The organism is Actinoplanes missouriensis 431, from assembly GCF_000284295.1.
In the GTDB taxonomy this organism is placed as follows: Bacteria; Actinomycetota; Actinomycetes; order Mycobacteriales; family Micromonosporaceae; genus Actinoplanes; species Actinoplanes missouriensis.
Genome location: NC_017093.1, coordinates 4,212,836 through 4,237,724 on the forward strand (window position 1 = coordinate 4,212,836; position 24,889 = coordinate 4,237,724).

The window sequence follows — 24,889 nt, forward strand, 5'->3', positions numbered from 1 at the left end:
CACCCTAGCGGGGGTATCGATCGTCCAGGATCCGGAGTGCCAGCTCGCCCCAGCTGATGTTCTCCCGCTCGAAGCTGATGCCCCGCTGCAGCGTCAGGTACGGCCCGATCCGGTTGCCGGTGCGGACGAACTCGGCCTCGCTGCGAGGGCCGAGGATCTCGGCGAGCGAGCTCTGGTAGGCGGCCAGCCGCTCACGGCTCTGCGCGATCTGGGCCGCGATCGACGCCCGGACGCTCGGCACGTCCGCGTGGGCCAGGGCCTCCACCTGCACGAGCAGCTCGTCGCGGACCGTGGTCGGCTTCGGCTCCCGGCGGGTGAACGCGTGCAACGCCGCCCGGCCCTTCTCGGTGACCGAGAAGAGTCGCTTGTCGGGGCGCCGCTCCTGCTTGACGACCCGTGCCGCGAGCAGGCCGTCGGACTCCATCTTGTCCAGCTCGCGGTAGAGCTGCTGCGGCGTGGCCGTCCAGAAGTTGGCGACCGACACCCGGAACTTCTTCGCCAGGTCGTACCCCGAGGACTCCCGGTCGATCAGCGCCGCCAGCAGGGCGTTCCTCAATGCCACGGACGCATCCTACGGGCCCGTGGCCGGAACTGAGGGGTCTGCTTCTTCATCACGGCGCGGCGCAGGATGCCGGTGTTCGGCAGCGCGAGCAGACGGATCTGCTCGCGGCGTTCCCGGCCGAACGTGCGCCGCGCGCTGCCGGTCAGCGCGCCGTCGACGAGCCGTTTCGCGGCGGCGAGCGCGTCCGGGGAGCGGTCCAGCAGGCTCTCCGCGAACGCGGTGGCGGCTTTCACCGGGTCGTCGGCCAGCTCGGTGACGAGGCCCAGCCGGTGCGCCTCGGTGCCGTCGAACCGCTCGGCGGTCATCATGAGTCGCTTCGCGACGTCCGGGCCGACCACCTCGGTGAGGCTGCGGACGCCTGTCATGTCCGGGATGATGCCCCACTTGCCTTCCAGGACCGACCACTGGGAGTCCGGCGTCGCGTACCGGAAATCGGCGGCCAGGGCGATCTGGATGCCGCCGCCGTAGCAGTGACCGTGCACCGCGGCGATCACCGGGACTCCGATGCGCCGCCAGGCCCAGCAGGCCTCCTGGAAACGGTTGGTGCCGCGGAACGGGTTCGGCAGGAACGCGCGCACGACACCGGCGGGCCGGCGCAGGGTGGCGGCGATGTCCAACCCGGAGCTGAACGACGCTCCCTCGCCCGAGATCACCACCGCCCGGAGGGTACGGTCGCGGCGCAGTCCCGCCGCGACGGCGATCAGCTCGTCCAGGGTTTCCAGGGTGAGGGCGTTGAGCTTGTCGGGACGGTTCAGCCGTACCCGGGCGATGTGGTTCTCGATGTCCAGGGACACGTATTTCACGGGACGTCCTTCAGAGGCGAGCGGCTAGTTCGGTGGCCTGTTTGATGGCGCGTTTGGCGTCGAGCTCGGCGGCCACGTCGGCGCCGCCGATCACGTGGACGCGCACGCCCGCCTCCCGGAGCGGGGCCGCGAGATCGGTGACCGATTCCTGCCCGGCGCAGAGCACCACGGTGTCCACCGGGATCACTCCGGTCGCGGTGTGCAGGCCCGCGTCGTCGATCCGCTCGTAGGTGACGCCGCGCAGCATCGTCACCCCGGCGTCCTGCAGCGTCGCCCGGTGCACCCATCCGGTGGTCTTGCCGAGACCCTTGCCGAGCGCGGTCTCCTTGCGTTGCAGCAGGTGGACCTGGCGGCGCGCGGGCACTTTGACCTTGGTGGTGAGCCCGCCGGGCGCGGTCTGCGGGTCGGTGACGCCCCAGCGGCGCATCCAGTCGGCGAGCGGCTCGTCCGGTTCGTGCAGCAGGTACTCGGCCACGTCGAAGCCGATGCCGCCGGCCCCGATGATCGCAACCCGTCCGCCGGCCGGCTCACCTGCCAGCAACTGCTGGTAGGTGAGCACGCTCGCATGGTCGACGCCGGGGATGTCCGGAATCCGCGGGCGCACGCCCGTCGCGAGGACCACCTCGTCGTACCCGGAAAGGTCCTCGATCGTCGCCCGGCGGCCGACGTGCAGGCGGACGCCCCGGATCTCGATCATGTGCTGGTAGTAGTCGAGCGTCCGCGCGAACTCCTCCTTGCCGGGGATCCGCGCCGCCAGCCGGAACTGGCCGCCGATCGCGTCACCGGCCTCGAAGAGGTCCACCCGATGTCCGCGTCCGGCGAGCTCGATCGCTGCCGCCAGCCCGGCGGGGCCGGCGCCGGCCACGGCGATTGTCTTCCGGGTACGGGTCGGAGCAAGCACCAGTTCCGTCTCGTGACCGGCACGCGGGTTGAGCATGCAGGTGGCCCGCTGGTTCCGGAACGTGTGGTCGAGGCACGCCTGATTGCACGCGATACAGGTGATGATCTCCCGCTCCCGGCCCTGCTGCGCCTTGGCGACCCACTCCGGATCGGCGAGCAGCGGCCGGGCCATCGACACCAGGTCGGCCTCACCGGCGGCGAGGATCTGCTCGGCGGCCTCCGGCCGGTTGATCCGGTTGGACGCGACGACCGGAACGTCGGTGTGCGCGCGCAGCTTGGCGGTCACCCAGGTGAAGGCGCCCGGCGGCACCGACGTGACGATCGTCGGGACGCGGGCCTCGTGCCAGCCGATCCCGGTGTTGAAGATCGTGACGCCGGCGTCCTGCAGGGCGAGCGCCAGCTCGACGGTCTCCTCCCAGGTCTGCGCGTTGTCGACCAGGTCGAGCAGGCTGATCCGGTACTGCACGATGAAATCCGCGCCGGCCAGCTCGCGGGTGCGGCGCACGATCTCGATCGGGAACCGCATCCGCTTCGCCGCCGAGCCGCCCCACGCGTCGGTGCGGTCGTTGGTCCGGGCCGCCAGGAACTGGTTGATCAGGTAGCCCTCGGAGCCCATGATTTCGACGCCGTCGTACCCGGCTCGCCGCGCCAGCGCCGCGGCCCGGGCGAAGCTGGTCGCCGTGCGGTCGACCTGCCGGGACGACATGGCGCGCGGGGAGAACGGCGTGATCGGCGACTTGGTCGCGGACGCGCCGAGGCTGAACGGGTGGTACGCGTACCGGCCGGCGTGCAGCACCTGGAGCAGGATCTTCCCGTCGTGCTCGTGCACGGCGTCGGTGACGACCCGGTGCGCGTCCGCGTGCCGGGCGCTGGTCATCTGGCTGCCGAGCGGCGCGAGCCAGCCCCGCCAGGTCGGCGCATAGCCGCCGGTCACCATCAGCCCGACGCCGCCACGCGCCCGCTCGGCGAAATAGGCGGCGAGTTTCGGCAGGTCACGGGCGCGGTCTTCGAGCTTCGTGTGCATCGACCCCATGACCACCCGGTTGCGCAGCACGGTGTGGCCGAGATCGAGCGGGCTCAGCAGCGTCGGATACTCCACGTGTTGCATAGTAAAAAAATTTACTAGTGTTTACAAGTACAGTTAACAGTCCTAATAATTAGCCATGCGTCGATCCCTGATCCTCGCCGTGGCGGCCGGTCTCGCTGCGGCATGCTCCACCGTCTATGTGGCGACCACGGCCAGCGCGGCCGTGGCCTGCGCTCCGGCCTGGTCGGCCGGTGCTGTGTACGTCAAGGACAGCGTCGCCTCGAAGGGCGGCAACAACTACACCGCGAAGTGGTGGACCCAGGGCGAGGACCCGGCCGTCAAGTCCGGGCAGTGGGATGTCTGGGTCAACAACGGGGCCTGCGGGGGAGTGGTGAACCCGTCACCGTCGGTCTCCGCATCCACCTCGGTCTCGCCCTCGACGTCTCCCTCAGTGTCTCCCTCGGCGTCTCCCTCGAGGTCCTCTTCGGCGTCTCCTTCGACGTCCACGACCCCGATCCCGGTCGGCGGGCTGCCCAAACACGCCCTGATCGGCTACCTGCACGCCAGCTTCGCCAACGGCTCCGGATATCTGCGGATGGCCGACGTCCCCGCCGACTGGGACATCATCAACCTGGCGTTCGGCGAGCCGACCAGCGCCACCTCCGGTGACATCCGGTTCAGCCTCTGCCCGGCCACCGAGTGCCCCGGCGTGGAGAGCGAGGCGGAGTTCCTCGCCGCGATCAAGGCGAAACGGGCGGCCGGCAAGAAGGTGCTGCTCTCGATCGGCGGCGCGAACGGTCAGGTGCAGCTCACCACCACCGCGGCCCGGGACACCTTCGTCCGGTCGGTCAGCGCGATCATCGACAAGTACGGCCTGGACGGCGTCGACATCGACTTCGAAGGGCACTCGCTCTCGCTCAACACCGGCGACACCGACTTCCGGAACCCGACCACCCCGGTCATCGTGAACCTGATCAGCGCGGTGAAGTCGCTGAAAGCCCGCTACGGCGCCGGCTTCGTGCTCACCATGGCGCCGGAGACGTTCTTCGTCCAGCTCGGATACCAGTACTACGGGTCCGGGCCGTGGGGCGGGCAGGACCCGCGGGCGGGCTCGTACCTGCCGGTGATCCACGCCCTGCGGGACGACATCACGGTGCTGCACGTCCAGGACTACAACTCCGGCTCGATCATGGGCCTGGACAACCAGTACCACTCGATGGGCGGCGCGGACTTCCACATCGCGATGACCGACATGCTGCTCGCCGGCTTCCCGGTCGCCGGCAACACCGCCAACATCTTCCCGGGGCTGCGCGAGGACCAGATCGCGTTCGGCGCGCCCAGCTCGGTCAGCGCCGGCAACGGGTACGTCGCCCCGCCGGGCGTGCAGCAGGCCGTGACGTGCCTGGTGAAGGGCACGAGCTGTGGGGGGTACACGCCGCGCAGCGGGACCAACCCGAGCTTCCGGGGCCTGATGACCTGGAGCATCAACTGGGACAAATTCTACGGATGGGAGTTCCGGAACAGCCATGAGCCGTTCCTGAACGCGCTCGGCTGACGGGCGTCGCCTGAGCAGGCGTCCGCTGAGCAGGCGGGCTGACGCGTCAACGGATCACTGTTGGTGAGTGGCCGAGTCTCACCCCGTACCCGTGGAGGGAGCGCACGCGGGCAACCAGGGTGAGGAAGTCACACTGACGGTGCAAAAAACTTCGGCTGGTGGGCAACCGTCCGGCCGTCCTCTCCGTACTTCAGGGCAACGGTCCTATTGGCGGATAGGGAGAGTTCGATGAACAAGCGACGTAAGCGGAACGTGGCGACGGTCGGGATCTGCGCGGCGGTGGTGGCGGCTGGAGCCGTGATCACGCCGCAGGCCTTCGCCGGGACGTTGTTCGGTGGGAGGGCGACGACTGCTGCCGGTGACTGTTCCGATGTGGAGCTGGTGTTCGCGCGCGGCACCGGGGAGCCGCAGGGCCTCGGCATCGTGGGGCGGCCGCTGGCCCGGGAGCTCGCGGCCGCGCTGCCGGATCTGGCGGTCGGGTCGTTCGCGGTGGTGTACGCCGCGGCGGGCAACCAGCGCAGCGCCGGGCCCGGCGCGACCAACATGAGCCGGCACATCACCGAGGTGGCGGGGGAGTGCCCGGACACCCGGTTCGTGATCGGGGGCTATTCGCAGGGCGCCAGCGTGACCGACATCGCGATCGGGATCCGGGGCGCGGGCACGGCCGGGGAGGCGATCCCGGAACGGCTCGCCGACCGGGTCGCGGCGGTCGTGGTCTTCGGCAACCCGCTCGGCCTGCAGCGGCGGACGATCGCCGGGAGCAGTGCGGTGTTCGGCCCGAAGGCGAAGGAGTTCTGCAACACCGGTGACCCGGTCTGTGGTGGGGGCGGCAACTTCGCGGCTCATCTGGCCTATCCGCGTAACGGCAGTGTCCAGCAGGCCGCCGCCTTCGCCGCTTCCAAGATCGCCGGCTGACGAGGGCGGCACGTCAGCCGCTTTCGCGGCGCCGGCCCACGTGCGGCCGCGTCTGCGGCGCCAGCTGACGGAGTGGCGCCGGCTGGCGGGCCGGCGTCTCGGTTGAGGGTCCGCGTGGGCCGGCGTCTCGGTTGAGGGTCCGCGTGGGCCGCGTCTCGGCTGAGGGTCCGCGCGGCCCTCAGCCGACCGGCCTTCGCAGATTCGCCACCAGCAGGTCGCGCGTCGCCTCCAAATGGGCGCGCATCGCACCCTCCGCGGCCTCGCCGTCCCGGGCGAGGACCGCGGCCACCACCGGCTGGTGCTCGGCGTGGATCTCCCGCAGCGTGCGGCCGCTGGCCGTCGTCGGCGGCCCGAGCAGCGCGGTCGTGCCGCGCAGCCGCTCCACGATCCCGGCGGTGCGCGGTTTCCCGGCGGCGTGCAGCAGCAGGTCGTGCAGGCTCCGGTCGGCGGCCCAGAACGACGCCTCGTCACCCGAAGCGACGGCGGCCGCCATCGCGTCGAGGGCCGCCCGGATCGCGGCGTGCTGCTCGGCGGCGCCGTGCACGGCGGCCTGCCGGGCGGCCGGCGGCTCCAGGGCCAGGCGGATGCCGATGATCTCCTCGATGTCCTGGGCCTGGGGCGGCAGGACCCGGAAACCACGGTTGCGCCGGATCTCCACGAGGCCCGCCTCGGCGAGGCGCAGCAGGCCCTCACGGGCCGGGCTGCGGGACACTCCGAGCAGGTCGGCCAGCTGGTAGACCGAGTATGTCGTGCCGGGCGCCAGCTCGCCCGTGGCGACGCCGTCGCGGACCGCCTGGGCGACCGCGTCGGCGAGGGAGGGGGCATCCGCAGGGAGCACGAGCTTCGGCATGGGTAACATGTTACTCATGAGCGAGCAGTCGAGCGGTGTGGTGGATGCCCTGGTGAAGGCCGGGCTCGAGGTGCGGTCCGACCCGGGCACCCTGGGGATGTACGCGTCCGACGCCTCCCTCTACCGGATCCCGCCGCTCGCCGTCGTCCGTCCCCGGCACGTCGACGAGCTCGCCGCCGCGCTCGCCGTCGCCCGCGCGACGGGGGTGCCGCTGACCTCGCGCGGCGCCGGCACGTCGGTGGCCGGCAACGCGGTCGGCCGGGGCATCGTCCTCGACTTCTCCCGCCACCTGAACAGGGTGCTCGCCATCGACCCGGAGGCGCGCACCGCCGTGGTCGAGCCCGGCACGGTGCACGCGGTGCTGCAGAAGGCCGTCATGCCGTACGGTGTCCGCTTCGGCCCCGACCCGTCCACCCATCCGCGCTGCACGATCGGCGGGATGATCGGCAACAACGCGTGCGGGTCGCGCTCGCTGGCCTATGGCCGGACCTCGGACAACGTGGCCGGGCTGGAGCTGCTCACGGCGTCGGGGGAGGCGTTCAGCACCGGATACGACGAGACCGGCAGGCCGTACCAGAACGGTCTTGATCTGTCGGGCGTCAATGAGGTCATCGGGAAGAACCTGGCGACGGTCCGGACCGAGTTCGATCGGTTCGGGCGGCAGGTCTCCGGCTATGCCGCGCACCACCTGCTGCCCGAGCGCTTCGATCTGACGCAGGCGCTCGTCGGCTCCGAGGGCACCCTCGCCGTGATCACCCAGGCGACCGTGAAACTCGTCGTCGACTCACCGGTCCGGGTCGTCGTCGTGCTCGGTTTCCGGGACATCGTCGCGGCCGGCGAGGCCTCCCCGGCCGTCGTGGCGCACGGGCCGACCTCCTGCGAGGGCCTGGACTCGCGGCTGCTCGACGTGCTGCGCGCGCGCCGCGGCCCGGACGCCGTCCCGCCGCTGCCGCGCGGTGGCGCCTGGCTCTTCGTCGAGCTCGCCGGCCACGACGCCGGTGAGGTGCTGGACCGGGCGCGGAAGCTGGCCGCCGACGGCATCGGCGAGGACGCGCTGGTCGTCGAGGATCCGGCGACGCAGGCCCGGCTGTGGCGGATCCGCGAGGACGGTGCCGGTCTGGCCGGTCGCGCGCCCTCGGACAAGCCGGCCTGGCCGGGCTGGGAGGACGCGGCGGTGCCCCCGGAGAAGCTCGGTGCCTACCTGGCCCGCTTCGACGAGCTGGTCGCGTCCTACGGCATGACGTCCGCGCCGTTCGGCCACTTCGGCGACGGCTGCATGCACGTACGCCTCGACTTCCCGCTCGACGCGCCGGACGGCACGTCGGTGATGCGGTCGTTCCTGATCGATGCGGCGAAACTCGTCGGCGAGTTCGGCGGGTCGCTCTCCGGGGAGCACGGTGACGGCCGAGCCCGATCGGAGCTGCTGCCGCACATGTACTCCGCCGAGGCGATCAATCTGTTCCGTCAGATCAAGCACGTCTTCGACCCGGAGGATCTGCTCAACCCGGGCGTGCTCGTCGACCCGGACCCGGTGGACGCGGACGTGCGGGCGGCCGGGACCTTCCCGCTGAAGCGGCTCGCGATGGCGTACCCGCACGACGACGGCGACCTGGCGCAGGCCGTGCACCGCTGCACCGGTGTCGGCAAGTGCCGCGCGGACAACTCCGCGGCCGGTGGCGTGATGTGCCCGTCGTTCCTGGCCACCCGCGAGGAGAAGGACTCGACGCGCGGCCGGGCCCGGGTGCTGCAGGAGGTGGTGCGCGGCGAGCTGCCGTTCGCCCACCCGTCCGTGCACGACGCGATGGATCTCTGCCTGGCCTGCAAGGGCTGCGCGTCGGACTGCCCGACCGGCATCGACATGGCGACCTACAAGTCCGAGGTGCTGCACCAGACGTACTCCGGCCGGCTGCGCCCGCGCTCGCACTACTCGCTGGGCAAACTGCCGATGTGGGCGCGGCTCGCCGGCTGGGTGCCGCGCCTGGCGAACCTGGGCACCCGCCTGCCCGGCCTGCGCGGCATCGCCCTCTGGCTGGCCGGGGTCGACAAGCGGCGGTCGGTCCCGGCGTTCGCGAGACGCCCGTTCCGGCGGACGTTCACCCCGGCGGCGGCGTCGGCGCGTACCCCCGTGGTGCTCTTCGCGGACTCGTTCTCGGACGCCTTCTCGCCTGAGGTGGCCGAGGCGACGGTCCGGGTGCTGCGCGCCGCCGGATACGAGCCCCGCCTGCCGTCCGGGAAGGTCTGCTGCGGCCTCACCTGGATCACCACGGGTCAGCTCGATGCCGCCAAGAAGATCCTTTCCCGTACGGTCGAGGCCCTCGCGCCCGATGCCCGCGCCGGAATCCCGATCGTCGGCATCGAGCCGTCCTGTACCGCCGTGCTCCGCTCCGACGTGCACGAGCTGCTTCCCGGCGACGAGGACGCGAAGCTGGTGGCCGGGTCGGTGCACACTCTCGCCGAGCTGCTCGCGAAGACGCCGGGCTGGACCCCGCCGGACCTGTCCGGGGTGGAGGTCGTCGCCCAGCCGCACTGTCACCACCACGCCGTCCTCGGCTGGAAGACCGACGCCGACCTGCTCGCGGAGACCGGCGCGACGGTGAAGCGCCTGGCCGGATGCTGCGGCCTCGCCGGGAACTTCGGGGTCGAGCTCGGGCATTATGAGGTGTCGGTGGCGGTCGCCGAGCAGAACCTGCTGCCGGCCCTGGACGCCGCGCCCGGAGCGGTGGTCCTGGCCGACGGGTTCTCCTGCCGCACGCAGGTCGCTGACCTGCGGGATCGTCCCGCGGTGCATCTGGCGCAACTGTTGGATAGGTGACCGGCGACGGGGTGAGTCGTTCATCTCTGGGAGTTATGTCCGGTTTATTCTGTTTTTTATGAGGAGCGACATGACCTTGGAGCACCTGGATGTCCTGATCATCGGGGCCGGGATCTCCGGCATCGGAGCCGGTCGCTACCTGAAGACCGAACTGCCGGGTAAGAGCTTCGCCATCCTGGAGGCGCGGCCCGCGCCGGGTGGCACCTGGGATCTCTTCCGCTACCCCGGCATCCGCTCCGACTCCGACCTGCACACCTTCGGGTACGAGTTCAAGCCGTGGCGTGACAAGGAATCCATCGCCGACGCGCCGCGGATCCTCGCCTACCTGCGCGAGACCGTCACCGAGAACGGTCTCGACGACCACATCCGTTACCACCATCGGGTGGTCGCCGCGTCCTGGTCCACGGCGGACGCCCGGTGGACCGTCGAGGTCGACGCCGGCGGGCAACGGACCCGGCTGACCTGCCGCTGGATCTTCTCGGCCAGCGGCTACTACCGGTACGACCAGGGCTTCACCCCCGAGTTCCCCGGCCGGGAGCGGTTCTCGGGGCCGGTCGTCCACCCGCAGCAGTGGCCGGACGACCTCGACTACGCCGGCAAACGGGTCCTGGTGATCGGCAGCGGCGCCACGGCCGTCACCATCGTCCCGGCGATGGCGGGCACCGCGAGCCACGTGACGATGCTGCAGCGCACGCCCTCCTACATCCTCCCGGTGCCGCGCCGGGACGGGCTCGCCAACGCGCTGCGCAAGCACTTCGGCCCCGAACGCGGCTTCGCGCTGACCCGCCGCAAGAACATCGCCCAGCAGCGGGCGATCTGGTCGTTCTGCCGGCGCTACCCGAAAGCCGCCCGCCGGGTGATCCGCTGGGTCAACGCCCGCCAGCTGCCGCGCGGCTATCCGGTCGACGAGCACTTCAACCCGCCGTACGACCCGTGGGCGCAGCGGCTGTGCGTGGTCCCCGACGGCGACCTGTTCCGGGTGATCCGGGACGGCGCCGCCTCGGTGGTCACCGGCCGGATCGCCTCGTTCACCGAGACCGGGGTGCTACTGGAGTCCGGTGAGGAACTCGCGGCCGACATCATCGTGACCGCCACCGGGCTGAACGTCCAGGCGTTCGGCGGCGTGCCGCTGAGTGTCGACGGCGAGCCGGTGCGGCTGCCGGACACCGTCTCGTACAAGGGCATGATGCTCTCCGGGGTGCCCAATCTGGCGTACGCGATCGGCTACACGAACTCGTCCTGGACGTTGAAGGTGGGCCTGCTCTGCGAGCATTTCTGCCGGCTGCTGCGCCACATGGACGATCACGGGTACGAGATCTGCCGCCCCGAGGTGAGCGATTCCGCCATGCCGACCCGTCCCTTCCTGGACTTCGAGGCGGGTTACATCAAGCGGGCGGTCGCGAACCTGCCCCGCCAGGGTGACCGGATGCCGTGGCTGACCTCGATGGACTACCTGTCGGACGTGAAACTGCTGCGGGCCGAGGACGTGACCGACCGGGAGCTGCACTTCTCCCGGGCCGCGACGCCGGCGATACCGGAGGCCCGCTCTGCCGCGCCGGGGTCCCGCTCCGCCCAGCCGAAGTCCCGCTCCGCCCAGCCGGAGTCGGGCCGACGGCTTTGACCTAGCCTCCTAGGACGACTTTCGGCGAGTGTCCCGCGGCAAACGCGTTCTCGGCGGGACGAGCCGCACACCGCTTCGAGCGATCGTCGTAAGCCGCTCCCAGCAGCGGAAACGTCCCGCATCGGCCGGATAGACGTTCGACACAACCGGGTCTGTGCGTGAGCTGTGCGCCGTCCGGAGATCGGTGGCGGCATGGAGCAGACACGGTTGACCCGCCCGCCGATGTCGAGACGAGCCGTCGCCCGCCTCGTCCAGGCGGCCGGCGTCCTCGACATTCTCACCGCCGTCGTGCCGCACCGGCCGCGCATGACGGCGACCCTGGACGTCATCCCGGTCGCCGGCGTGCTGTCGGCCCGGGCCGCCACGGTCGTCGCCGGCCTCCTGCTGGTCTACCTCGGCGCCGGGCTGCGCCGCGGCAAGCAGCGGGCCTGGCAGGTCGCGGCGGGTCTCGCGGCCGCCTCGATCGCGCTGCATCTGCTGCGCGACTTCAGCCTGGTGGCGGCCGGACTCGCCACCGCTCTGCTGATCGTGCTGCTGGCGACGCGGGACCGGTTCACCGCGCTGCCGGAGCCGCGCAGCCGGTGGCGGGCGCTGACCGCGCTGATCGGATTCGGCTCGGCCGGGTTCGTGCTCGGGTTCATCGAGATCGCGATCCGGGCGAACCGGCTGGTCGGCAGCCCGGGGGTCGCCGCCTGGGCGAAGGAGTCGGCGCTCGGCCTGATCGGATTCGACGGGCCGGTGCACTTCCAGCATCGGTTCGGCGCGGACGTCGTCGCGTACACCACCGGGGCGTGCGGCCTGCTCGCCGCCGGCACCGCGCTGGTCCTGCTGCTGCGGCCCGGCTCGCGCCGGGCACAACGCCCCGCCGAGAGCGAGGAGCGTCTGCGCGAGCTCCTTTCCCGGTACGGAGGGAGCGACTCTCTGAGCTACTTCGCGCTCCGCTCCGACAAGTCCCTGATCTGGTCGGGCAACCGGGCGGCCGTGATCGCCTACCGGGTGGTGAACGGGGTGAGCCTGGCGGCCGGTGACCCGATCGGACCGGCGTCGGCCTGGCCGGAGGCGATCGGCGCGTGGCTCACCGACGCGGAGCGGCACGGCTGGACACCGGCGGTGCTCGGATGCGGCAATGCGGCCGGTAAGGCGTACCGGAAAGCGGGTCTTGACGTCGTCGAACTGGGGGACGAGGCGATCGTGGAGACCGCCGCGTTCTCGCTGGACGGCCGGCCGATGCGCGGGGTGCGGCAGGCCGTCGGCCGGATGCGGCGGGCCGGCTACCACTGCCGGGTGGTGCGCCAGCGTGACCTGGGCGCGGATGAGCTGCGGGCGGCGATCGAAGCGGCCGACGCGTTCCGGGACGGGCCGGTCGAACGGGGTTTCTCGATGGCGTTGTCCCGGCTCGGCGACCCGAGCGACGCGGACTGCCTGCTGGTGCTCTGCTACGACGAGGGGGAGCGGCTGCGGGGGCTGCTCCAGTTCGTGCCGTGGGGCGCCGACGGGCTGTCGCTGGATCTGATGCGCGGCGACCGGACCGCGGAGAACGGGCTCACCGAGCTGATGGTCACCGCCGTCCTGGAGGCGGCGCCGAAGCTGGGTGTGCGCCGGGTGTCGCTGAACTTCGCGGTGCTCCGGTCGGTCTTCGCCCGGGCCGAGGAGCTGGGGGCCGGTCCGGTGCTGCGGCTGTGGCACCGGCTGCTGCGGGCCGCGTCGCGGCTGTGGCAGATCGAGTCGCTCTACCGCTCGAACGCGAAGTATCTGCCCAGCTGGACGCCGCGGTACCTGTGCTTCCCGGCGGCGCGGGACCTGCCGCGGATCGCGCTCGCCGCGCTGCGGGCCGAGGCGTTCCTGCCCGAGGTCACGGTGCCCCGCCTGCGGGGACGGCAGAATGCGGACGCCGAGGTGGCGGCGTGACTCTCACCGGGACACCGCTGATCCTGCTGGCCGGGGGCGCCACGATCGCGGTCGCCGTGCTCGCGGTGCGGGGGTGGCGGCGTGGCGGGAGGCTGCGGCCGGTCACCCGTACCCTCGGGATCCTGATCTTCGAAGTGCTGACGGTGACGACCGTGGGGCTGATGGTGAACCGGCACGAGCAGTTCTATCCGACCTGGCAGGCGCTGCGCGGGGACACCGGGACGCTCACCGTGACGTCCCCGGTCCGCGCCGGTGAGCTGGGGGACGACGTGCCGGCCGGGCCGTTCGCGTGGCGGCCGGCCGGGGTCGCCGCGTGGCAACTGGCCGGGCCGCCGGTGGTGACGCTGCCGGAGGACTACGCGGCACGGGCCGGCGTGGCGTTTCCGGTGGTCGTCGCCCTGGTCGCGCCGGGGGCGGATAGCCGGCGTACCCCCGGGGCGGTGACCGTGACCATCGCGCCCACCGCGCGCACCACGGTGTCCGCGCTGCTCAGCCTGCCCGCGGCGCTCGGCCGGGACGTGCGGGTCAGCGGCAGCGGCTGGGACGTGACGGGCGGCGGCGCGCTCGGGGTCGCGTTCGTGGGCGCGCTGCCGGCCGGGTTCGCGGAGCACGACCGGCCGCTCGACGCGCTGCCGCCCGCGCTCGCCGCCCCGGTGACGCTGCCGTCATGATCACGAACCTGCTGACCCTGAGCGTGGTGCTCCTGACGGCGGTGCTGCTCGCCGTCTCCTGGAACCGTTTCCGGATCATCGGGCGGTCGCTGCTCGTCCTGGCCGCCGTCGTCAGCGTGGCGGCCGCCACGTTCGTGCAGGTCAACCGGGTGACACAGCTGGTGGCGGCGCCGCCGGAACCGTCGTCGCCGCGTTCCGGCAGCCAGCTGCTGACCGTCACCGTTCCCGGTCGGCTGACCCTTCCCATGTACGTCTATCTGCCGGCCGCCTACCGTACCGGCGAGGGTCGTTTCCCGGTGATCGAGGCGCTGCACGGATTCGTCGGGACACCGCAGTTCTGGATCCGGTCGCTGCACGTGCAGTCGACGCTGGATCGCGAGATCGCGGCCGGCCGGATGGCGCCGACCGTGGTGCTGTTCCCGACGCAGACACCGCAGCGGCTGCTCGACACGGAATGCACCGATCTGCGCGGCGGCCCGCAGGCGGAGACCTATCTGACCGTCGACGTGCCGGCGTTCGCCCGCGCGCATTTCCGGGTCCGCGGCGACCGGGAGTCCTGGGGGCTCACCGGCTATTCGGCGGGCGGTTTCTGCGCGACGAATCTGCTGCTGCGGCACCCGGACCGGTACGCGGCGGCGGCCGGCATGTCCGGATACGCGTCGCCCGGAATCGCGGTCGGCGACGGTTCGGAGAAGACCACCAACAATCCCGGCTGGCGGCTGCGACACCTGCCGCAGCCCTCGGTGGCACTGTGGCTGGGCTGGGCCGACGACGACGCCGCGCCGGCCCGGGACTCCCGGCTGCTGGCGTCGGAATGCCACAGCCCGCTGGCGGTGACCACCGCGGAGGTCGCCTTCGGCGGGCACAGCGGCGCGGTGTGGCGGCAGATGGAACCGCCCGCCTTCGACTGGCTCTCCGCGCATCTGGCCCGGCCGTCGTCGTGAGATTCCCCTTGGCCCCGGCGGCTCTTCTCATGCTGTTGCTGGCGGGATGCGGTGCGGCGGACGCGCCGCGCACGGTGGTGACCCTGGGCGATTCGGTCCCGGCCGGAACGGCGTGCTCGTGCTCGGCGTTCCCGGCGCTCTACGCGCGGGCGCAGCACGCGACCGACGTGAACCTGGCCGTTCCCGGAATGACGGCCGCCGACCTGCTGTCCGCTCTCCCCGCCGCACGGCACGCCCTGTCCACGGCCTCCGAAGTGGTCATCATGGCCGGCGCGAACGACATCGCCGGCGTCGTCGGCCGGCCCGCCGCCTACGCCTCGGTGGTCTCCGCGGTGCAGGACGACCTGGTCGCCACGGTGACCGCCATCGAGAAGATCCATCGGGTACGGGTGGTGGTGCTCGGCTACTGGAACGTGGTCGAGGACGGTCAGGTCGGCACCGCCGCCTACGGCCCGGACGGGATGCGCGACGCGGCCCGTGCCACGGCGGCGCTGAACACGGCGCTGCGGGACGCGGCCGGGCGGACCGGGGCGGTCTTCGTGCCCACGGAGGCGGCGTTCCACGGCACGTCCGGCGACCGAGACCCGACCGGGCTGCTGGCAGCCGACGGCGACCACCCGAACGCGGCCGGGCAGGCGGTGATCGCGGCCCTGCTGCCGCCGCTGCCGTGACTGATCGCGTCCGGTCGCGGGTACAGCGCCGGCATGACCCACAGGATTCGCGTGATGACGTGGAACATCTGGTGGCGATTCGGGCCGCACTGGCAGGACCGGTGGCCGGTGGGGGAGCGGACGACGCGGTCACGTTGCCGTCGACGCATCCCTCGGCGCCGCTGAGGGCCGGGCCACAGCTGATCGACCAGCGGATCGACCAGCGGATCGATCACGTGCTCTCCGGGCGGGGCGGGAGGATCAGCGGGTGATGGTCGAGGGGGTGCGGCTCGCGGGTGATCCGGTCGGTGGAAGCGGGCCGGTCGGGACCGGTTCGGGCGACTGGCGCCGGAGCACTGGTGACCGGCTGGTCCGGCTGGCCCCAATGCCACTTGACTTACGTTGATCATTACGATGACGTGCTGCTTTGTTTGGCTGGGTGGAGCGCCGTGGATCGTCGCATCGACCAGCCGCGCCGCGGTCGTGGGGCCCGGCCGACACGCCGCAGCGCCAGCGGTGGCGGCGGCGTGGCGTGGTGGCGGCGTGGCCGTGGCGGCGTGGATGAGGTCACACGCAACGCCGATGCTGCATCGACAGGGTCACACGCAACGCCGGCGCCGCGAGGACGAGGTCACACGCAACGCCTGCGTGGCGATCCATCAACGCCAGGGCAGGGATGACGGCACACGAACCGCTTCGGTGCGGCCTCATCGCGGCCGGCGCGAACGTCGGCGCGCCGCCGGCTGTGCGGCATCCTGCGAACGGGCTGAGCAAATCCCGCACCCCGCGACGAACAGCCGCAGCTCACCCTGATGATCAACTTAAGCGAACTGGCATTGCGGCCGTCCCGGCTGGCCCGGCTGGTCATGAGTGTTGTCGCGCTGGTGGCCGGCTGGTTGTGAGTGTTGTCGCCTTGTGGCCGCTGGCGGTGAGTGTTGTCGGGGCGCTGGCGGGGAGCACTGGTGACCGGCTGGTCCGGCTGGTGGTCAGTGGTGTTGGAGCGCCGTCCGAGAGCACCGGTGACCAGCTCACCAGGACGAGCTGGTCACCAGGGCTCTCGCGCGACCGTTCCGGCGACGCTGAGGACCAGCCGGCCTCGGGCGCTCCACGATCCACCCCCCCGGAACCGGGCACCCGGCCCTCAAGCCACCCCGCCGCCGCCCAGAAAGTCCTCGATCACCGCGCGGAACAGCTCAGGCTGCTCCACCCACGGACGATGCCCGGACTCGGCGAACACCTCCAGCCGGCTGTCCGGATACATCTGGTGAATCAGCCGCGCCGGCATCGTGCCGATCAACCCGTCCGACGCACCCGCCATCACCAGCACCGGGCACCGGACAGCAGCCAGCCGCCCCAACCGCCCCGGCAGCGTCTCCGCGGTCGCCGACCCCGCGTAGAACGCCGCCCGCAACCACGGCAGCGTCGTCGCATGGCCGGGAACATACTCGGCCCGGCGCCGCTCCGGCGTCCACCGATGCCAGGAGAACGGCACCAGCCGGGCCCGCCCGAGTGGCGACTGCTCGTCGGCCCCGGCCGCCTGCGGGTACCACGGCTCGTCCCGGCGGGCGGCCCGCAGCGCCGCGACCTCGGCCGGATCCGCCTCCCGCCCGGCCCGGCCCACCGGGGTGACGAGGACAAGGCGGCGGACACGGTACGGGTGGACCGCCGCGTACTCCTGCGCCGTCAAGCTTCCCGCCGAGTGGGCGAGCACGTCCAGTGTCTCCAGCCCGAGGTGCCGCCGCAGCTCCTCGACGTCACGGGCCTGCTCCACGAACGACACGGTCGCCGGGTCGGCCGGCACCTCGGAGCGACCGGCCGCCCGGGCGTCCACCCGGATCAGGCGCCGGCCGGCGGACAGCCCGCCGAGGTCCCGCAGGTAGCGCACGTCGGTGCCGGGGCCGCCGGGCAGCACGACGAGCGGCGGACCGTCGCCGACCTGGTCGTAGTGGAGGCGCAGTCCGTCGTAGGAGGTGAAGAAGGGCACGCGGAAGAGTATCGGGATAGTCTCGCAGGCGTGTTCTCGCCGAACGGCCCGTCGCTGCGGGAGCTGTGCGTGCAGGCGCTCTCCTCGGTCGAGCGGGGCTACGACCTGCTGGCGCCCAAATTCGACCACACACCGTTCCGTACGCCGGATCGGATCCTCGAGGTGACCGCTCGCGGGCTGGCGAGCGAGGGACCGTTCCATCGAGGGCTGGACGTCTGCTGCGGGACCGGCGCGGGACTCACCGTCCTGGAGCGGCTGTGCCGGGAGCGGGTCGCCGGTGTGGACTTCAGCTCCGGCATGCTCGGGCAGGCCCGTCGCGCCTGTCCGGAGGCCGATCTCGTCCGGGCCGATGCGCGGGCGCTGCCGTTCCGTGCGGGCTTCGACCTGGCGGTCACGTTCGGGGCGCTCGGGCACTTCCTGCCACGGGAGCGGCCGGCCGTGTTCGCCGGGGTGTTCCGGGCGCTGCGGCCGGGCGGGCTGTTCGCGGTGCCGGTGGGGGAGCTGCCCCCGGTCACGTCGGCGGCGCACTGGGCGGCGCTCGGGTTCGACGTGGTGATGCGGGTGCGCAACGCGCTGATCCGGCCGCCGTTCGTGATGTATTACCTGGTCATGGATCCGGTCGCGGTCCGGCGTGACCTGGCGGCGGTGGGGTTCACGGTGGAGACCCGGGCAGGCATCCAGCTGGCGCGTAAGCCCGGATAGGACTTTGGTCCCGGACGGGACGGGACCTGGTGCCGCTGTCCCCGGCTGATCAAGGGACGAGGGTGAGGGAGCCACCCCGAAGCAAGGAGCGACTCCCGTGTCACTTGAACCCCTCGCGCCCCTGCTTGCCACCCGGCGATTCCTGACCAGGGAGACCGTCGGTGACCACGGCCGCACGGTGCACCAGGTCCGCAACGAGGACTGGGACGCGTTCTACCGTGACCGGTACCGGTACGACAAGGTGGTGCGGTCCACGCACGGCGTGAACTGCACCGGCTCCTGCTCGTGGAACGTGTTCGTCAAGGACGGCCTGATCACCTGGGAGCACCAGGCGACGGATTACCCGACGACCGGGCCGGACGCGCCGGACTACGAGCCGCGCGGGTGCCCGCGGGGAGCGTCGTTCTCCTGGTACGAGTATTCCCCGTCCCGCGTTCGTCACCCGTACCTGCGCGGTGTCCTCGCCGAGATGTACCGCGAGGCGCGGCAGCGCCTGGGTGACCCGGTGGCCGCGTGGGCCGAGATCGTGGAGACGCCGCTGAAGGCGCGGGCCTACAAGGCGCAGCGGGGACGCGGCGGTTTCGTGCGGGCGAGCTGGGACGAGGCGATCGAGATCGTCGCGGCGGCGCACGTCTACACGACGAAGACCTACGGGCCGGACCGGGTGGTCGGGTTCTCGCCGATCCCGGCGATGTCGATGGCCTCGTTCGCGGCGGGCACCCGCTATCACGCGCTGCTCGGTGGCACCCTGCTCAGCTTCTACGACTGGTACGCGGACCTGCCGATCGCCTCCCCGCAGATCTGGGGCGACCAGACCGACGTGCCGGAGGCCGGGGACTGGTGGAACGCGACGTACCTGATGATGTGGGGTTCCAACATCCCGGTCACGCGGACTCCGGACGCGCATTTCCTGGCGGAGGCCCGTTACAAGGGTACGAAGGTGGTGGCGGTCAGCCCGGACTACGCGGACAACGTGAAGTTCGCCGACGACTGGCTGGCGCCGCATCCGGGCACCGACGGGGCCCTGGCCATGGCGATGGGTCACGTCGTGCTCAAGGAGTTCTTCGTCGACCGGCAGACGGACTACTTCACCGACTACGTCCGCAGATTCACGGACATGCCGTTCCTGGTGACGCTGCGCAACACCGGGAAGACCTGGGCCGCTGATCGTTTCCTGACAGCCGCCGATCTCGGGCAGCAGGACGGCGAGCACAAGACCGTCCTGATCGACGAGCGCACCGGCGAGCCGGTCGTCCCCAACGGATCGCTCGGTTTCCGGTACGGCGAACCCGGCCACTGGAACCTCGACCTCGGCGACGTGATCCCGGCCCTGGGCATCACCGGCGACGAGAGCGTCGTGGTGGACCTGGCCCGCTTCGACACCGGCGACACCGAGGGCGGCTCCACGATCCGCCGGGGCGTGCCGATCCGCTGGCTCGGCGGGCACCCGGTCACCACCGTGTTCGACCTGATGATGGCCCAGTACGGGGTACGCCGCGGCGACCTGCCCGGCGACTGGCCGACCGGGTACGACGACGCCGATGCGCCGAACACCCCGGCCTGGCAGGAGCGGATCACCGGCGTGCCGGCGAAGCTGGCCGCCCGGATCGGCCGGGAGTTCGCCCGCAACGCCGAGCGCAGCCGCGGCCGCTCGATGATCGTCCTGGGTGCCGGCGCGAACCAGTGGTTCCACTCCGACATGACTTACCGGGCGTTCATCTCGCTGGTCACGCTCACCGGCTGCCAGGGTGTCAACGGCGGCGGCTGGGCGCACTACGTCGGCCAGGAGAAGGCCCGCCCGGTCACCGGCCAGCAGCACATGAGCTTCGCGTTCGACTGGCAGCGGCCGATGCGGCACCAGGCGTCCACCCCGTTCTGGTACCTGCACACCGACCAGTGGCGCTACGAGCGGGTGCCGGCCGACGAGCTGGCGTCCCCGCTGGGTACCGGGCGGTTCGCGGGCATGTCGTTCGCGGACACGGTCGCGGCGGCGCAGCGGATGGGCTGGACGCCGGGTCACCCGTTCTTCAACCGCAACCCCTTGGACCTCGGTGACGAGGGCGTCGAGGCGGTGATCGCAGGGCTGAGGAGCGGTGAGATCAAGGCCGCCGCCGAGGACCCCGACGACCCGGCCAACTTCCCCCGGGCGCTCACCCTGTGGCGCTGCAACCTGCTCGGCTCCTCCGGCAAGGGCAACGAGTACTTCATGCGCCACCTGCTCGGCGTGGCGAGCGACGCCACCGCGTCCGAGTGCGAGCCCGGCCAGCGCCCGCGCGACGTGACCTGGCGGGACGAGGCGCCGATCGGCAAGCTCGACCTGCTGACCACGCTGGACTTCCGGATGACCAACACCGGTCTGCACTCCGACCTGGTCCTGCCGGCCGCCACCTGGTACGAGAAGAACGACATCTCCACCACCGACATGCACCCGTTCGTGCACGCGTTCAGCCCGGCCGTCGAGCCGCCGTCGGACGCGCACACCGACTACGACGCGTTCCTGGCCCTGGCCGACAAGGTCAGCGAGCTCGCGGTCACCCACCTCGGGGTCCGCACCGACGTTCTGGCGGCGCCGCTGCAGCACGACACCCCGGACGAGCTGGCGATGCCGGGCGGCCGGGTCCGGGACTGGAAGTTCGGCGAGTGCGAGCCGGAGCCGGGCCGGACCATGCCGAAGCTGATCACGGTCCAGCGGGACTACACGCAGATCGGCCGGAAGATGCGCACGGTCGGGCCGCTGCTGGACAAGCTCGGCACCACGACCAAGGCGATCACGGTGGACGTCAACGACGAGATCGCGTACCTGAAGCACCAGAACGGTGTGATCGACGGCCGGCCGTCGCTGGCGACCGCGGACCGGATGTGCGAGGCGATCCTGGCGCTCAGCGGCACCACCAACGGAGCGCTCGCGCTCAAGGGGTTCGAGGAGCTGGAGAAGCGCACCGGGCAACGGTTCACCGACTACATCGAGGGCCACGAGAAGGACCGGATCACGTACGCCGAGACCCAGGACGCCCCGCAGCCGGTCTTCACCAGCCCGGAGTGGTCCGGCTCGGAGAAGGGCGGCCGCCGCTACTCGCCGTTCACGATCAACGTCGAGCGCCTGAAGCCGTGGCACACGATCACCGGCCGCCAGCACTTCTTCGTCGAGCACGACTGGGTCGCCGAGCTCGGCGAGCAGCTCCCGGCGTTCCGGCCGCCGCTGAACATGGCGCGGCACTTCGGCAAGCCCGGCGACGCCGTCGACGGGGGAGTCACCGTGCGGTTCCTGACCCCGCACGCCAAGTGGTCGATCCACTCGATGTACCACGACAACGAGCTGATGCTCGCGCTCTCCCGCGGCGGCCCGGTGATCTGGATGTCCGTGCAGGACGCTTCCAAGATCGGCGTCAAGGACAACGACTGGATCGAGGCGCACAACCGCAACGGCGTCGTGGTGGCCCGTGCGGTCGTCAGCCACCGGATGCCGGAGGGCACGGTCTTCCAGTACCACTCGCCGGAACGCACGGTGAACGTCCCCAAGGCGGAGAAGTCCGGCAAGCGCGGCGGCTACCACAACTCGATGACCCGGCTGCTGATCAAGCCGACGCATCTGGCCGGCGGGCACGCCCAGCTCACCTACGCCTTCAACTACTACGGCCCGATCGGCAGCCAGCGCGACGAGATCACCGTGATCCGCCGCCGCATGCAGGAGGTGGAGTACTGATGCGCATCCGCGCGCAGGTCGCCATGGTGATGAACCTGGACAAGTGCATCGGCTGCCACACGTGCTCGGTGACGTGCAAGCAGACCTGGACCAACCGGGACGGCACCGAGTACGTCTGGTTCAACAACGTCGAGACCAAGCCCGGCATCGGCTACCCGAAGGGCTACGAGGACCAGGAGAAGTGGAAGGGCGGCTGGAAGCTCGACAGCCACGGCCGCCTGCAGCTGCGGTCCGGCGGGCGGCTCAAGCGGCTGTCCCGGATCTTCGCGAACCCGGACCTGCCGACCATCGACGACTACTACGAGCCGGCCACGTTCGACAAGGACATCCTGGTCAACGCGCCGGCCGGGCGGACCGACACCCCGGTGAAGCAGCCCTACTCGCAGCTCACCGGCGAGCCGATGAGCGTGGTCTGGGGCGCCAACTGGGAGGACTCGCTCGGCGGCGCGACAGGCCTGGACGACCCGAACCTGCGGGCGGTGAGCGACAAGGTCAAGTTCGAGTTCGAGAAGACCTTCATGTTCTACCTGCCGCGGATCTGCGAGCACTGCCTCAACCCGGCGTGCGTCTCCGCCTGCCCGTCCGGCGCGATGTACAAGCGCGAGCAGGACGGCATCGTCCTGGTCGACGAGGACCGCTGCCGGGGCTGGCGGATGTGCGTGTCGGCCTGCCCGTACAAGAAGGTCTACGTCAACCACGCCACCGGCAAGGCCGAGAAGTGCACGTTCTGCTTCCCCCGCCTGGAGGCGGGCCAGCCCACCATCTGCAGTGAGACCTGCGTCGGCCGCCTGCGCTATCTCGGGATCGTCTGGTACGACGAGGACGCCGTGCTCGCCGCCGCGTCGGTCCCCGAGTCCGAGCTGCTGGACGCGCAGCGGTCGGCCTTCCTCGACCCGTTCGACCCGGCGATCCAGCAGGCCGCCCGCGACGCCGGGCACCCCGAGGAGTGGATCGAGGCGGCGCAGAGGTCGCCGGTCTGGAAACTGATCAGCGAGTACCGGATCGCGCTGCCGCTGCACCCGGAGTACCGCACACTGCCGATGGTCTGGTACGTCCCGCCGCTCTCCCCGGTCCTGGACGCCGCGGGCGCCGCCGGCCGCGACGACACCGACGCCGACGACATCTTCCACACCATCGACGACCTGCGGATCCCGGTCGAGTACCTGGCGTCGCTGTTCACCGCCGGGGACACCGCGGTGGCCGGCGGGGTGCTGATGAAGCTCGCCGCGATGCGCTCCTACATGCGCGCCCGCACCCTCGACGGCAGCGTCGCGCAGGAGTTGCTCGACGGCATCGGGATGACCGGCGAACAGGTCGAAGCCATGTACCGGCTGCTCGCCATCGCGAAATACGACGAGCGTTACGTGATCCCGGCCGCGCACGCGCGCGACGCGGCGGCCCTCGAGGCACAGGCCGCCGCGCAGACCGACTGCTCCCTCGACTGCGAAGGAGGCCCCGGCATGTCCGACTTCCACCTCCCGCAGCAGCCGACCCGCCGCCGCCTGCCGATCAACCCGATCCGGGGCCGGTCATGAGGGCGAGACTGTTCCAGCTGGTCTCGGTGCTGCTGACCTACCCCGACGACGAGCTCTTCCAGGCGGGGCCCGGCCTGCGGGAGGCCGCCGCCGGCGTGGAGCCTCCGGAGGTACGGGCCAAAGTGGTCACGTTCCTCGACTGGTTCCTGACCGTCACCCCGATGCAGGCACAGCGGCACTACGTCGAGACCTTCGACCTGCGCCGCCGCAGCGGGCTCTACCTGACGTACTACCTGCACGGCGACACCCGCAAACGGGGGATGGCGCTGCTCATGCTGAAGCAGCGGTACCGGGCACACGGCCTGCGCCTCGCCGACGGGGAACTGCCCGACCTGCTGCCGATCGTGCTGGAGTTCGCGGCGGTGGCCGGCCCCGGCGACGGCGAAGCCCCGCTGCGCCAGCACCGGCAGGGCATCGAACTGCTCCGGGCGGCCATCGAGGAGTCCGGCAGCCCGTACCGGATGCTGGTGGAAGCGATCGTGGACGTCCTGCCGCAACTCGGCGACCGAGATCGCGAAGCGATCGAGGCTCTCGCCTTCGACGGGCCGCCGGACCTGGAAACCGTCGGCCTCGGACCTGATCTCATTGAGGTGTCCCGATGAATACCCTGCTCTGGATCGTGCTGCCCTACACCTGCCTCGCGGTGTTCGTGATCGGACATGTGTGGCGCTGGCGGCACGACCAGTTCGGCTGGACCACGCACACCAGCCAGCTCCTGGAGAACCGGCTGCTGCGGCTCGGATCCCCGCTGTTCCACCTCGGGGCGTTCGGGGTGATCGCCGGGCACGCGATGGGCCTGCTCATACCGGAATCGGTCACCTCGGCCCTCGGCGTGTCCGAGCACGCCTATCACCTGGTCTCCGTGACCGGCGGCGTGATCACCGGGGTGATGCTTGTCGTCGGGCTGGCGCTGCTGATCGCACGGCGGTTCGTCAGCGGCCGGATCCGGCGGGTCACCACGACGATGGACAAGGTGCTCTACGTCGCGCTGACCGCGATGGTCGTCCTCGGGATGAGCGGGACCGTCGTGATCAACCTGTTCGGGGAGGGGTACAACTACCGGGAGAGCCTGGCGGTGTGGTTCCGGCAGATCTTCTACTTCCAGCCGGACTCGTCGCTGATGGCGGGGGCGCCGCTGGTGTTCCAGTTGCACGCGCTCGGCGGGTTCCTGTTCCTGGCGTTGTGGCCGTTCACGCGGCTGGTGCACGTCTGGTCGGCGCCGCTGGCGTACCTGTCCCGGCCGTACGTGGTGTACCGCCGCCGTCGCGGCCCGGTCCCGGCCGCCCAGCCGACCCCGGCAGCGGTCCGGGACGCGGGACGCCGGAGGGCCGCGGGCGGCGCGGGTGAGCCCGCGCGCGTGGGCGGGGCGACTCGTGTGGATGGGGCGGCTCGCGCAGACGCAGCCGGCAGATCACCGGTGAGCCGGTAGCCGATCATCCGCTGCCCGGTGCCCGCCGCCCGCTGCCCGCCCGCCGCCGCCCGCGGATCAGCGGGTGGCGGGCGCGGCTGGATCGAGGTGAATTGTGGTCGCGAGGCAGGCACAGCTTGTCAAGATCGGGTCGTGGGCCGGGGCGATCCGCGCACACGGTGGGCGGTGATCGGGGCGGTGAGCGCACACCGATCGGCTCTGCGTTCGTTCAGCGCCGCCTGGTGGGCGGTCAGCTCACACGAACCGCATGTGCGTGAGCTGACCGCCCGCGCCACCGGCTTCCGCGTGCGTTCATTAGCGGCCGTGGAAACAGCGGAC

At 71.4% G+C, this 24,889-nt stretch carries 19 protein-coding genes; 14 read left to right on the plus strand and 5 right to left on the minus strand.

Annotation, left to right across the window (positions count from 1 at the left end; genetic code table 11):
• Positions 1 to 4 precede the first annotated feature (4 nt).
• Genes AMIS_RS19660 through AMIS_RS19670 form a run of 3 tightly spaced genes read right to left on the minus strand, consistent with a single transcriptional unit; the run spans position 5 to position 3,364 of the window.
• Entirely contained in the window at positions 5 to 562 is a 558-nt protein-coding gene (locus AMIS_RS19660) for a PadR family transcriptional regulator (protein WP_041829912.1), read from the minus strand.
• Positions 553 to 1,365, minus strand: a complete 813-nt coding sequence (locus AMIS_RS19665) for a crotonase/enoyl-CoA hydratase family protein (protein ID WP_014444112.1) — start codon at positions 1,363 to 1,365, stop codon at positions 553 to 555. The genes AMIS_RS19660 and AMIS_RS19665 overlap by 10 nt, the downstream gene beginning before the upstream one ends.
• 10 nt (positions 1,366 to 1,375) lie before the next feature.
• Positions 1,376 to 3,364: an NADPH-dependent 2,4-dienoyl-CoA reductase gene (locus tag AMIS_RS19670; RefSeq protein ID WP_014444113.1), complete on the minus strand. Its 1,989-nt coding sequence runs from the start codon at positions 3,362 to 3,364 to the stop codon at positions 1,376 to 1,378.
• A 64-nt stretch (positions 3,365 to 3,428) separates the two neighbouring features.
• On the opposite strand from AMIS_RS19670, the gene AMIS_RS19675 reads away from it, so the two are divergent.
• Both AMIS_RS19675 and AMIS_RS19680 read left to right on the plus strand, forming a co-directional pair.
• Positions 3,429 to 4,847: a glycosyl hydrolase family 18 protein gene (locus tag AMIS_RS19675; protein ID WP_014444114.1), complete on the plus strand. Its 1,419-nt coding sequence runs from the start codon at positions 3,429 to 3,431 to the stop codon at positions 4,845 to 4,847.
• 228 nt (positions 4,848 to 5,075) lie between these two features.
• Positions 5,076 to 5,762: a cutinase family protein gene (locus AMIS_RS19680; RefSeq protein ID WP_014444115.1), complete on the plus strand. Its 687-nt coding sequence runs from the start codon at positions 5,076 to 5,078 to the stop codon at positions 5,760 to 5,762.
• A gap of 178 nt (positions 5,763 to 5,940) precedes the next feature.
• Here the strand turns inward: AMIS_RS19680 and AMIS_RS19685 are convergent, their stop codons facing one another.
• Positions 5,941 to 6,612 carry a GntR family transcriptional regulator gene (locus AMIS_RS19685; protein WP_014444116.1) on the minus strand — a complete coding sequence of 224 codons (672 nt, stop codon included), beginning with the start codon at positions 6,610 to 6,612 and terminating at the stop codon, positions 5,941 to 5,943.
• A 16-nt stretch (positions 6,613 to 6,628) separates the two neighbouring features.
• On the opposite strand from AMIS_RS19685, the gene AMIS_RS19690 reads away from it, so the two are divergent.
• From AMIS_RS19690 to AMIS_RS19720, 7 genes are all read left to right on the plus strand, one after another.
• A complete protein-coding gene (locus AMIS_RS19690; RefSeq protein ID WP_231859354.1) occupies positions 6,629 to 9,424 on the plus strand; it encodes an FAD-binding and (Fe-S)-binding domain-containing protein in 2,796 nt (931 codons plus the stop codon).
• 58 nt (positions 9,425 to 9,482) lie between these two features.
• Positions 9,483 to 11,045 carry a flavin-containing monooxygenase gene (locus tag AMIS_RS19695; protein ID WP_014444118.1) on the plus strand — a complete coding sequence of 521 codons (1,563 nt, stop codon included), beginning with the start codon at positions 9,483 to 9,485 and terminating at the stop codon, positions 11,043 to 11,045.
• Positions 11,046 to 11,267: 222 nt separating this feature from the next.
• Positions 11,268 to 12,953, plus strand: a complete 1,686-nt coding sequence (locus tag AMIS_RS19700) for a phosphatidylglycerol lysyltransferase domain-containing protein (RefSeq protein WP_231859355.1) — start codon at positions 11,268 to 11,270, stop codon at positions 12,951 to 12,953.
• Complete coding sequence (locus tag AMIS_RS19705) at positions 12,950 to 13,624, plus strand: hypothetical protein (protein WP_014444120.1); 675 nt, start codon at positions 12,950 to 12,952, stop codon at positions 13,622 to 13,624. The genes AMIS_RS19700 and AMIS_RS19705 overlap by 4 nt, the downstream gene beginning before the upstream one ends.
• On the plus strand, positions 13,621 to 14,568 hold the full coding sequence (locus AMIS_RS19710) for an alpha/beta hydrolase (RefSeq protein ID WP_014444121.1): 948 nt from the start codon (positions 13,621 to 13,623) through the stop codon (positions 14,566 to 14,568). The genes AMIS_RS19705 and AMIS_RS19710 overlap by 4 nt, the downstream gene beginning before the upstream one ends.
• A gap of 29 nt (positions 14,569 to 14,597) precedes the next feature.
• The gene (locus tag AMIS_RS19715) at positions 14,598 to 15,239 is read left to right on the plus strand and encodes an SGNH/GDSL hydrolase family protein (protein ID WP_157434939.1); all 642 of its coding nucleotides are present in this window, start codon (positions 14,598 to 14,600) and stop codon (positions 15,237 to 15,239) included.
• A 59-nt stretch (positions 15,240 to 15,298) separates the two neighbouring features.
• The gene (locus tag AMIS_RS19720) at positions 15,299 to 15,490 is read left to right on the plus strand and encodes a hypothetical protein (RefSeq protein ID WP_041829914.1); all 192 of its coding nucleotides are present in this window, start codon (positions 15,299 to 15,301) and stop codon (positions 15,488 to 15,490) included.
• Positions 15,491 to 16,359: 869 nt separating this feature from the next.
• Here AMIS_RS19720 and AMIS_RS19725 read toward each other — a convergent pair.
• Entirely contained in the window at positions 16,360 to 17,202 is an 843-nt protein-coding gene (locus tag AMIS_RS19725; protein WP_014444123.1) for an alpha/beta fold hydrolase, read from the minus strand.
• A 30-nt stretch (positions 17,203 to 17,232) separates the two neighbouring features.
• Between AMIS_RS19725 and AMIS_RS19730 the strand changes: the two genes are divergently transcribed.
• From AMIS_RS19730 to narI, 5 genes are all read left to right on the plus strand, one after another.
• Entirely contained in the window at positions 17,233 to 17,904 is a 672-nt protein-coding gene (locus AMIS_RS19730; protein ID WP_014444124.1) for a class I SAM-dependent methyltransferase, read from the plus strand.
• A gap of 121 nt (positions 17,905 to 18,025) precedes the next feature.
• Positions 18,026 to 21,607: a nitrate reductase subunit alpha gene (locus tag AMIS_RS19735; protein ID WP_041831045.1), complete on the plus strand. Its 3,582-nt coding sequence runs from the start codon at positions 18,026 to 18,028 to the stop codon at positions 21,605 to 21,607.
• Positions 21,607 to 23,142, plus strand: coding sequence for a nitrate reductase subunit beta (gene narH / locus AMIS_RS19740; RefSeq protein ID WP_014444126.1), 1,536 nt, complete (start codon positions 21,607 to 21,609; stop codon positions 23,140 to 23,142). Before AMIS_RS19735 ends, narH begins: the two co-directional genes overlap by 1 nt.
• Complete coding sequence (gene narJ, locus AMIS_RS19745) at positions 23,139 to 23,744, plus strand: nitrate reductase molybdenum cofactor assembly chaperone (RefSeq protein WP_014444127.1); 606 nt, start codon at positions 23,139 to 23,141, stop codon at positions 23,742 to 23,744. Before narH ends, narJ begins: the two co-directional genes overlap by 4 nt.
• Positions 23,741 to 24,571 carry a respiratory nitrate reductase subunit gamma gene (gene narI, locus AMIS_RS19750; protein ID WP_014444128.1) on the plus strand — a complete coding sequence of 277 codons (831 nt, stop codon included), beginning with the start codon at positions 23,741 to 23,743 and terminating at the stop codon, positions 24,569 to 24,571. The genes narJ and narI overlap by 4 nt, the downstream gene beginning before the upstream one ends.
• Positions 24,572 to 24,889: the final 318 nt, after the last annotated feature.

Coding starts and splice junctions, on each gene's coding strand:
- narJ (WP_014444127.1), top strand. CDS start 23,139: ATGAGGGCGAGACTGTTCCAGCTGGTCTCGGTGCTGCTGACCTACCCC.
- AMIS_RS19685 (WP_014444116.1), bottom strand. CDS start 6,612: ATGCCGAAGCTCGTGCTCCCTGCGGATGCCCCCTCCCTCGCCGACGCG.
- AMIS_RS19675 (WP_014444114.1), top strand. CDS start 3,429: ATGCGTCGATCCCTGATCCTCGCCGTGGCGGCCGGTCTCGCTGCGGCA.
- AMIS_RS19715 (WP_157434939.1), top strand. CDS start 14,598: ATGCTGTTGCTGGCGGGATGCGGTGCGGCGGACGCGCCGCGCACGGTG.
- AMIS_RS19700 (WP_231859355.1), top strand. CDS start 11,268: ATGTCGAGACGAGCCGTCGCCCGCCTCGTCCAGGCGGCCGGCGTCCTC.
- narH (WP_014444126.1), top strand. CDS start 21,607: ATGCGCATCCGCGCGCAGGTCGCCATGGTGATGAACCTGGACAAGTGC.
- narI (WP_014444128.1), top strand. CDS start 23,741: ATGAATACCCTGCTCTGGATCGTGCTGCCCTACACCTGCCTCGCGGTG.
- AMIS_RS19695 (WP_014444118.1), top strand. CDS start 9,483: ATGAGGAGCGACATGACCTTGGAGCACCTGGATGTCCTGATCATCGGG.
- AMIS_RS19710 (WP_014444121.1), top strand. CDS start 13,621: ATGATCACGAACCTGCTGACCCTGAGCGTGGTGCTCCTGACGGCGGTG.
- AMIS_RS19690 (WP_231859354.1), top strand. CDS start 6,629: ATGAGCGAGCAGTCGAGCGGTGTGGTGGATGCCCTGGTGAAGGCCGGG.
- AMIS_RS19680 (WP_014444115.1), top strand. CDS start 5,076: ATGAACAAGCGACGTAAGCGGAACGTGGCGACGGTCGGGATCTGCGCG.